The sequence below is a fragment of the Actinophytocola sp. genome (assembly GCF_050699915.1).
In the GTDB taxonomy this organism is placed as follows: domain Bacteria; phylum Actinomycetota; class Actinomycetes; order Mycobacteriales; family Pseudonocardiaceae; genus Actinophytocola.
The window spans coordinates 1-8,348 of record NZ_JBOHGA010000246.1; the positions used below are offsets into that span (position 1 = coordinate 1).

Consider the following 8,348-nt stretch of genomic DNA (forward strand, 5'->3'; position numbering starts at 1 on the left):
GGCCCGCGACGACTCTCGCCGCCCGCGCGCCGTCTGGCCGTCTGACCTCGGCGGCCGATGCTTCACCCCGGCTCCTCCCGCAGCGCTCCCGAGCTCCCGCAGTCCCCTGCTACCCAAGAAGACGTGCGCGAGCGGACTTCGGTTGTCTCGTAGGGTGGCATACGTCGCTCACCGTGATCGGACCGGTGCGCGATTTTCACCTCGAAGTGTGCCCCTCAGTTGGTAACGCCGCTGGTAGCGGGCACGGGCGACGTGTCAGTGCTGGATCGCGACTGCTGTGCGCACACGATCGCGACGGCCAAAGCCCCGACCATCGTCGCGCCGTGCACGACCGTGCCGGCGCCGCTCATCGTGGTGATCATCGGGGGCACGCAGGCGACGGCGGTGACGAGCCACGGGCCCGGCCGCGAGCTGGTCTGCAGGTGCACGCAGTGCACCAGGTACCAGCCGAGCAGCAGGTGGATGAGGCTCGCCATGGGATCGATGGGCAGCCCCAGCAGCGTCGAGGTCTGCGTCCAGCCGGACAGGCCGGTGACCGCGAAGCCGAGCACGCCGAGCGCGCCGTAGGCTACGCCGAGCCCGGCGGCCAGCGTGTCCACCCAGGTCCGCGGCTCCTCGGGACCGGCCTCGTCGAGCCGGGCGTCGTCGAGCCGGGGCTCGGCCGCCGCCCGCGGGCCGCGCCGCTCGAACAGCAGGAAAGTGATCAGCGTCGGCAGTGCCAACATGCCGAGGGCGAGCATCGTGCGCGGGTGCACGAGCCAGCCGATGCCGGAGACCACACCGGCGGTACGGGCCACTCCCACCAGGCCCTCGATCAGCAGCATCGCGCACAGGTACACGAGGTAGACGGTCATCGGGGCGGCACGCACGAACGCCGTCGCGCGGGCCGGCGGGCTCAGCGCGACCGCGCGCAGGCCGCGCTCCCGCGGCAGCGCCACCAGGCAGGTCTGCACGATGCCGATCAGCAGCACGCCGGCCAGCGAGGGCGCGAACGCCGCGTACCCGGTCGGCTCGGCGAGCTGCAGCTTCGGCTGGGCGCCCAGGGTGGTCAGGGCGACGAGCCCGCCGAACGCGACGGCCGCGACGGTCCCGAGCACCCAGCGCGGCAGCCGCCAGAGCGTGCGGTCGGCGTAGTGGAACGCGAGCTGGCCGAACAGCAGCGCGACCAGCACGCCGCCGATGTGTGCGGCGATCGAGCCGCCGACGAAGCTGAGCGCCACCACGCCGGCCAGCAGCGCGAGCGGCGTGCCGACCGGCAGCCGGCGGTGCAGCCCGTGCATGACCGGCGTCGCGGCCACCACGAGCAGGTAGAGCCCGAGCAGCCACAGCGGCTGGACGATGAGCCGGCTGAACGCGGTGATCGCGTCGTCCGGCGCCGCCAGCAGCTCCAGGGACAGCGGGATGAGCAGCCACGCGATGACGAACGCGAGCACCGGCCGGATCAGCCAGCCGATCCGGCCGACGAGGAAGGTGCCGTAGCCGGCGCCGGCGTCCCGCGCGGCGCGCCACGCCAGCAGGTTCGAGTGCCCGCCGGCGAGGAAGAAGAGCGGGACGAGCTGCAGCAGCCAGGTCAGCGGCCACACCCAGCCGGCCTCCGCCGCGCCGCGCATGGTGAAGGCGAGGATCGTCTCGGCCAGCACGACGCCGGTGAGGCTGAGGATGCGGAAGAAGTCGAGGTAGGACACCTGGGCGAGCTCGGTCGAGTCGAGTCGCGGCTGGCTGGGGGTGCGGCGGGGTCGCAGCCGCACGCCGCTGCGCACCACCGCGGGCGCGCGGACCGCGATGAGCAGCATGATCACGACCATGGCCACCGACCACGGCCCGACGGGCTCGTTGCGCGGCGGGCCCCAGCGCTGGTGCCAGGAGTTGACCACCAGCCCGACGGTGTAGAGCGAGGCGACGACCTCACAGAACGTGGGCGAGCCGCGCGGGTTGAGCCGACACTGGGCGTGCATGTCCGTGGAGAGCCGGTCGTCGAGGCGCTCGCGGAGGTCCGGGCTCAGCGGCTGGCCCTTGCGCTCGGCGTAGCGGAGCATGTCGTAGCCGAGGTCGTGGGCCTTGCAGCCGACGCTGTAGTCCCAGCGCGTGTCGCCCCAGGGCGAGGAGCAGCCGCCGCCGGGGTGCACGGCGCGCCGGGTCCCGTCCGGGGCGCGCATGTGGACCGGCTCGCGGCCGCTCACCAACCGGAAGTCCGCCGGCAGGTCCCGCATCGGGTCGCGGCCGGCGGCGGGGTCGAGCTGGTCCTCGATCGCCTGCTCGACCTTGGCGACGTCTCCGGTGGCCGGCCGGGTCTCCGGCGGGCTGGGGCGTGAGGCGATCACGGCGAACGCCGCGGCGGCAAGGATCATCGCGACGAGCCACGGCAGCCGTGGCACACCCGTGGTGACCCTCCCCATGGGTCGCAGGCTACTCGTTGTCGCGGCCGTGATCAGCTAGTTTCACGCCGCGTGGCCGGCGGGTGTTCGGTCGGTGCTCAGGAGGCGAGGCGGACCTGGTCCCGGCCGTGCTCCTTCGCCTCGTAGACGGCCGCGTCGGCGGCCTGGAGGAGCTCGCTCAGGCCCTTCGCGTGCTGCGGGTACACCGCCACGCCGATGGAGGTCGTGCGGTGGGTGATGGCGACCGGGCCGCCGCGCTTGTCGGTTGTCGGCACGTGCAGCTCGGAGATCATCCGGCGGATGCGCTCGCCCGCCTGCTCCGCCTCGGTGGCGTCCGCCTCCGGCAGCAGCACCACGAACTCCTCGCCGCCGAACCGGCCGACGACGTCGGACGGCCGGGTCGCGCCGCGCAGCGCGTGCGCCACGTACTCGAGCATGTCGTCGCCGGCCGGGTGGCCCCAGGTGTCGTTGATGGACTTGAAGTGGTCCAGGTCGATCATCAGCACGGCCGCCGCGCCGTTGGCGCGCTCCACCCGGGACAGCGCCCGCTCGGCACCCTCCCGCCAGCCGCGCATGTTCAGCAGACCGGTCTTCGGATCGGTGCGGACGTCCACCTGCAGCTGGCGCACCTCGGCGATGCGGTTGCCGATGACGCTGATGACCACGATGATCGCGAGCGCGGCGGGCAGGTTGACCAGCAGGATGGCCGCCACCGTGCCCAGCGCGATGGTCAGCGCCTCGAGCTCGTTGTCGTCCTTGGTGCCGAGCGCCGAGCGGATGCTCGGCCGCGACGTGCTCAGCAGCATCGCGCCGATGCCGATCACCATCGCCTGCGCGGCGAAGTACACGAACCCGCCGAGCATCAGGATGCCGAACTCGGTGATCGAGTTGAGCACGCTCAGGCTGGAGAGGGTGCGCGGGCCGAACGCGCCGACGACCTCATGGGTGGCGACCGCGGCGAGCAGCATGCTGGAGCTGGAGAACACGAACCGGTAGAGCGGCCGGCGGGCCACGAACCAGCGCTGGGTTCGGCTGAGCACGATGCTCAGCAGCGCGAGGTGCACCGGCAGGACGACGACCGCGGCGAACGACCAGATGCCGACGAGGTCGATGTGCACGGTCGGCTTGCGGCTGCGCCGGGTTTCCTCCTGCCGACGGGACAGCTGCAGGTGAGCGCTGGCGCAGAGGGCCACCGTCACGAACAGGAGCCAGTCGGTGCCGTCGGGTGTGGGCGCGGTGAGGGTGGCGAGCACGATGCACGCCGTCGCGGCGAACTCGCAGGTCAGCATGTACGCGAAGACCCGGGGACGCTGCTTCCAGAAGGTCCACTGACGCATTTGCACTACAAATTTGCCGCCACGGTGTCGTAATTCGCGTTGATCATTCACACTTGTATGCGCAACAGGTAGGTGCCCCTGATCGCGCTCCGCGTGCTCCTGCTCCGGCCCGTCGTTCGAGCCGGGGGGAGTTTCACCAGGCGAGGCGTGACCAGGGCCGTCGTGAGCGGTGAAACTCATGGGCTTGTGTCCCTCCCCTCGTGTCACACGCAAGTGTGCCTCGAAGGAGCCGCCTGCCGTACTCCGGCATCAGCGGCTAGCATGCCCGTGCGTCGCGGACGGTTCTGAACCGGGCGCCATGGTCTACCTGCCCCCGTTCCTGCCCGGAGGTGAGCAGCGATGATGCTAGATCGCGAGCTGTGACCGTCTGACAGCCTGTCGTGGGGGAACGACCAACACCGCTCGGGTGTACCTGTGGAGGTGAACCGGGATGAGGGATCGCGAGCTGTGAGCATCCGCGCCGCCGGCGGCCACGAGTCCTGAGGCATCCGGACGGCACACACCCTCATGAGGGCAGCGTATTCAGGTTCGGCTCGAGTCGAGCGCCACGGACGGATCGGTGCAGTCGTGCCCACGCGACCGTTGCCGGGACGGCGATGAGCACGCCCAGCAGCCCGGCCAGCGCGATCGTCGCCGTCGTCGAGCCGATGATCTCCGCCACCGCCCCACCGATGGCGACCCCGATGCCCTGGGACACCCGCAGGCCGGTTCGGATCACCCCGAACGCGCCACCGCGGATCTCGTTGGGCACAACCGTGTTGAACGTCGCGCTGACCGTGATCTGGTAGGCCCCGAAAGCTCCGGCCAGTGCTAGCAAGACAATCGCGATAAGTACGTGTGGCGTTAACGCGAAAGCGATGAGTGTTGCCGACGAGAGGGTCGCCAGCACGCCCATGACCCGCACGCGGTTCTCCGCGGTGACGAACCGGGACAGGACGTAGGTGCCGACCACGAAGCCGAGCGGGTCGGCCGCGAGCAGCCAGCCGACCGCCGCGTCGGGGGCGTTGAGCTCCTCGGCGAGCGGCGCGACCAGGCCTTCCGGGATCACGACCAGCCCGACGAGCCAGGACAGCGTGAGCAGCAGGCGCATCCGGCGGTTGCCGAACACCCACTTCGCCGCGTCGAACCAGCCGTCCTCCTTGTTTCCCGCGATCCGGCGGTTCTTCACGTACCGGTGCACCACGACGGTGCTCACCAGGAACGTCAGCGCGTCGATCGAGAGCGCCCAGCTCGTGCCGATCGCGACCACCAGCACGCCGCCGCCGGCGAGGCCGAGCAGCATCAGCGTGTTGGTGGTGATCCCGCGCAGGTCCTGGCTGCGCAGGTAGAGCTCGTCGTCGGTGAAGACCTCGCGGGTGACCGCGTTCTGCGCGGCCGCGGCCGGCGACTGGATCAGGCCGATCGAGAACACCAGCACGCACAGCAGCGCGATCGGCATGCCCGGGATCGCCATCAGGCCGACCACGACCGCCTGCGACAGCGTGCAGGTGACCATCAGGCGGCGGCGCGGGAACCGGTCGGCGAGCTGGGACAGGCCGAGCCCGCCGGCGAGTGCGGAGAGGAACGTGAGCGCGTAGGCCGTCGCGGCCAGCAGCGCGGAGCCGGTGCGGTCGTAGACCAGGATGGTGAGTGCGACCTTGGCGAGCTGGTCGCCGAACACCGACTGAGCCTCGGCGAACCAGAGCGCGCGGAACTCCGGAACCGCCAGTACGGCGGAGAAACCCGGCGCCCGTTGGCTCAACGTCAACCCCCGTGTCGACTCCGTCGGCTCTGACCCGCCAATCTGGCGGGCGACCGGCCCCCGTACGCGTCGACCGGCAGCGCTCGACACACGCGGTACGCGGTCAACTACTTCAAGCCCTCGCGATGATGTTCACTTCGTCATCATCACGTAGCTCAGAGTACCGGCACCTGTGACGACCGTGGGCATCGGTAGTTCGTCGGACCGCGTTCCCAGATGCCAGTTGTACCCCTTTCGGCGTATTCCGGCGCCTGTTTAGGCAGCTCAGCGTGGGTGTCTAGCGTAGTCGTAACTCTGTGGCCAGCTCCGCTTCACGGTCGCAGCGACCTACTTTCCTTGGAGGAGTTGCAACAGATCGTCAGCGATGTCCGCTTCCTGCTCGCGGTAGTGGCGTGCCGTTTTCGCGACCGAACCGGCCAATGTGTCCGCATTTTGTCGGGCGCCGCGAACCTGCCGCTGCAGCGACTGGCCGAAGCTGTCGAGCGCGTTGGCGAAGCCGGTCTCCTTGCCGATCAGGCCGAAGCTGTCGTCGGCGATCGAGCGGACCTTGTGCAGCTCCTTGGTGCGCAGGGCCGCCAGCTCGTCGGCGATCGAGCGGGCGCTGCGCACGTAGCCGGACAGCGCGTCGGGGTCGACGACGAAGCCGTCGCGGTCGCCGCCGCCCTTCCCGCCGCCGCCCTTGCTGTCGTTCCGGCCGCCCTTGTCGTCGTCCTTGCCGTTGTCGCGCATGGCCTCGACGCCGCGGCGCGCCTCGTCGAGGTGGCTCTTGTACGCGCCGTTGGTGAAGGTGGACCAGGGCTGGAACGAGTCGCCCCGGCCGGAGATCTCGAATGCCGCCTCGGCGTTGGTCTTCGGGTCGAACAGCTCCCGGTTCGAGTCGAGGTCGAACTGGTCGCGCCGCTCCGGGCCGAGCGCGCCGAGCATGTTGATCTGCCAGAGCCCGTAGGAGTTGTCCGGCGACACGTCGTTGTGCGCCTTCGGGTCACCGGAGGACTCGGCCAGCGCGATGGCGACGGAGGTGGTCAGGTCCTGTCCGCGGAACCCGGCGTCGTGTGCGGCTTGGGCGATCTGCTCGGGCGAGAGCTTGGACACGGCGAGCCTCCACGGCCAGGGATCCGGACGGAACTGTGACGGTCCGAGCGTGCCGGGCGCCGGCCCGCCGGCACCACCGTTGGTGCACGAGCGAGCAGGCCGGTTGCACAGGCGGACACAAGTCGGCCCATCTACGCCATGGTGACGACGACGTTGCCGATCTTCTGGCCGGTCTCCACGTACCGGTAGGCCTCGACGATCTCCTCGAGCGGGTAGCGGCGGTCGACGAGTGGCGCCAGCTCACCGGACGCGAGCAGGTCGCGCAGGTAGACGATCATGGCCTGGTCGTGTCGCGGGATCGGGAAGGCGACCCGCCGGCCGCCGAGCAACGGGGTGGCGACCGCGAGGAACGGGTTCTCCGCCCGCGGCCCAAGCTCCGTTGACAGGTAGGTCCCGCGCGGCTTCAGCAGCGGCCGGCAGCGGCCGAACGAGCTCTTGCCGACCGCGTCGACGACGACGTCGTAGCGGCGGCGGTCGCGGGTGAAGTCGGTGACCGTGTAGTCGATCACCCGGTCCGCGCCGAGACCGGCGACCAGCTCGAGGTGGGCGGTGGCGCAGACCGCGGTGACCCGTGCGCCGACGCTCGCCAGGAGCTGGACCGCGGCCGAGCCGATGGCCCCGGTCGCGCCGTAGACGAGTACGTCCTGCCCGGCGCGGACCCGGGTCTTCCGGATCATCGCGAGGGCGTAGTGCGCGCCCTCGGTCGCGGGGGCGGCCTGCTCGTAGCTCAGCTCCGGCGGGATCGTGGCGAGCGAGCCGGCGGCCGGGACGGTCAGGTACTCGGCGTGCGCGCCGAACGGGCCCTCGACGTAGCCGAACACCCGATCGCCGGGCCGAAAGATCGTGACGCCGGAGCCGACTGCCTCGATCTCGCCGGCGAACTCGTTGCCGAGAACGGTCCGTCGCGGGCCGGTGAGGCCGGTGACGAGCCGCATGAAGAACGGCTTCGCCGCGCGGGCGGCGCAGTCGGTCCGGTTCACGGTGGTGGCGTGGACCCGCACCAGCACCTCGCCGGCCCCGGCCGTCGGCGTGGGCACCTCGCGGACGCCGACCACCTCGGGCGGGCCGTACCTGGTGTGCACCGCTGCTCGCATCGGAATCCCTTCGGCCGGTTGTCCAGGGCGATCACGGCGTGCCAGACTCGCGCGCCGTCCGGTTCCTTCATCGCTCAACCAACTGAAGGTGAGTCGCATGAAGATCGCGTTCGCCGGGGAGCGTGGTGGCACGGCGCCCCTCACCTGGGGACAGCGACATGTACTTCGTACCGGGGACACCGCCGTGCCGCAGGTCAGGGTGGTGCCGGTGCCGGACCTCCCGGTACCGCGCGCGACCGACGCGCTCGCCCGGCTGGTGAGCCGGCACGAGGCGCTGCGCACCCGGCTCACCGGCGAGGACGAGCAGCGGGTGCTCGCCACCGGCACGCTGTCGGTCGAGCTGGTGCGCTGCGGGACCGGCGAGTCGATGTTCGCCGCCGAGCAGGCACGCGAACGACTGGGCGGGCCGTTCGACCGCGGGGACTGGCCGCTGCGCGTGGCGCTCGTCGCGGTCGGCGACGCCGTGCGACACGTGGTGCTGGTGGTCTGCCCGCTCGCGGTCGACCACGACGGCATGGAGCTCGTCGCCAAGGACCTGGCCCTGCTGCTGCGGGGCCCGCTGCCGGCGCGTGCGGCGCCCCAGCCGGTCGACGACGCGCGGTTGCAACGCTCCGACCACGGCGCCCGGCTGACCGGCCGGGCGATCCGGTTCTGGACCGACGAGCTGGGCCGCCTGGATCCCGTGCCGACCCACGAGCGGGGCGGGCGG

The 8,348-nt window shown here is 71.2% G+C and carries 5 protein-coding genes and 1 pseudogene; 1 reads left to right on the forward strand and 5 read right to left on the reverse strand.

The features are described from left to right. Nucleotides 1–215: 215 nt before the first annotated feature. The 5 genes from ACRDSK_RS28845 to ACRDSK_RS28865 all read right to left on the reverse strand — a co-directional run bounded on the left by ACRDSK_RS28845 (nt 216) and on the right by ACRDSK_RS28865 (nt 7,639). Nucleotides 216–2,396, reverse strand: coding sequence for a phospholipase A2 (locus ACRDSK_RS28845; RefSeq protein ID WP_431444508.1), 2,181 nt, complete (start codon nt 2,394–2,396; stop codon nt 216–218). Nucleotides 2,397–2,473: 77 nt separating this feature from the next. Next, nucleotides 2,474–3,712 carry a diguanylate cyclase gene (locus ACRDSK_RS28850; RefSeq protein ID WP_431444509.1) on the reverse strand — a complete coding sequence of 413 codons (1,239 nt, stop codon included), beginning with the start codon at nt 3,710–3,712 and terminating at the stop codon, nt 2,474–2,476. A gap of 505 nt (nt 3,713–4,217) precedes the next feature. Further along, nucleotides 4,218–5,453 carry an MFS transporter gene (locus ACRDSK_RS28855; RefSeq protein ID WP_431444510.1) on the reverse strand — a complete coding sequence of 412 codons (1,236 nt, stop codon included), beginning with the start codon at nt 5,451–5,453 and terminating at the stop codon, nt 4,218–4,220. A gap of 327 nt (nt 5,454–5,780) precedes the next feature. Beyond that, a complete protein-coding gene (locus ACRDSK_RS28860; RefSeq protein WP_431444511.1) occupies nt 5,781–6,545 on the reverse strand; it encodes a transglycosylase SLT domain-containing protein in 765 nt (254 codons plus the stop codon). Nucleotides 6,546–6,676: 131 nt separating this feature from the next. Further along, on the reverse strand, nt 6,677–7,639 hold the full coding sequence (locus tag ACRDSK_RS28865) for an NAD(P)-dependent alcohol dehydrogenase (RefSeq protein ID WP_431444512.1): 963 nt from the start codon (nt 7,637–7,639) through the stop codon (nt 6,677–6,679). 97 nt (nt 7,640–7,736) lie between these two features. Between ACRDSK_RS28865 and ACRDSK_RS28870 the strand changes: the two are divergent. Continuing rightward, nucleotides 7,737–8,348, forward strand: a pseudogene (locus tag ACRDSK_RS28870) (hypothetical protein); the annotation flags it as partial.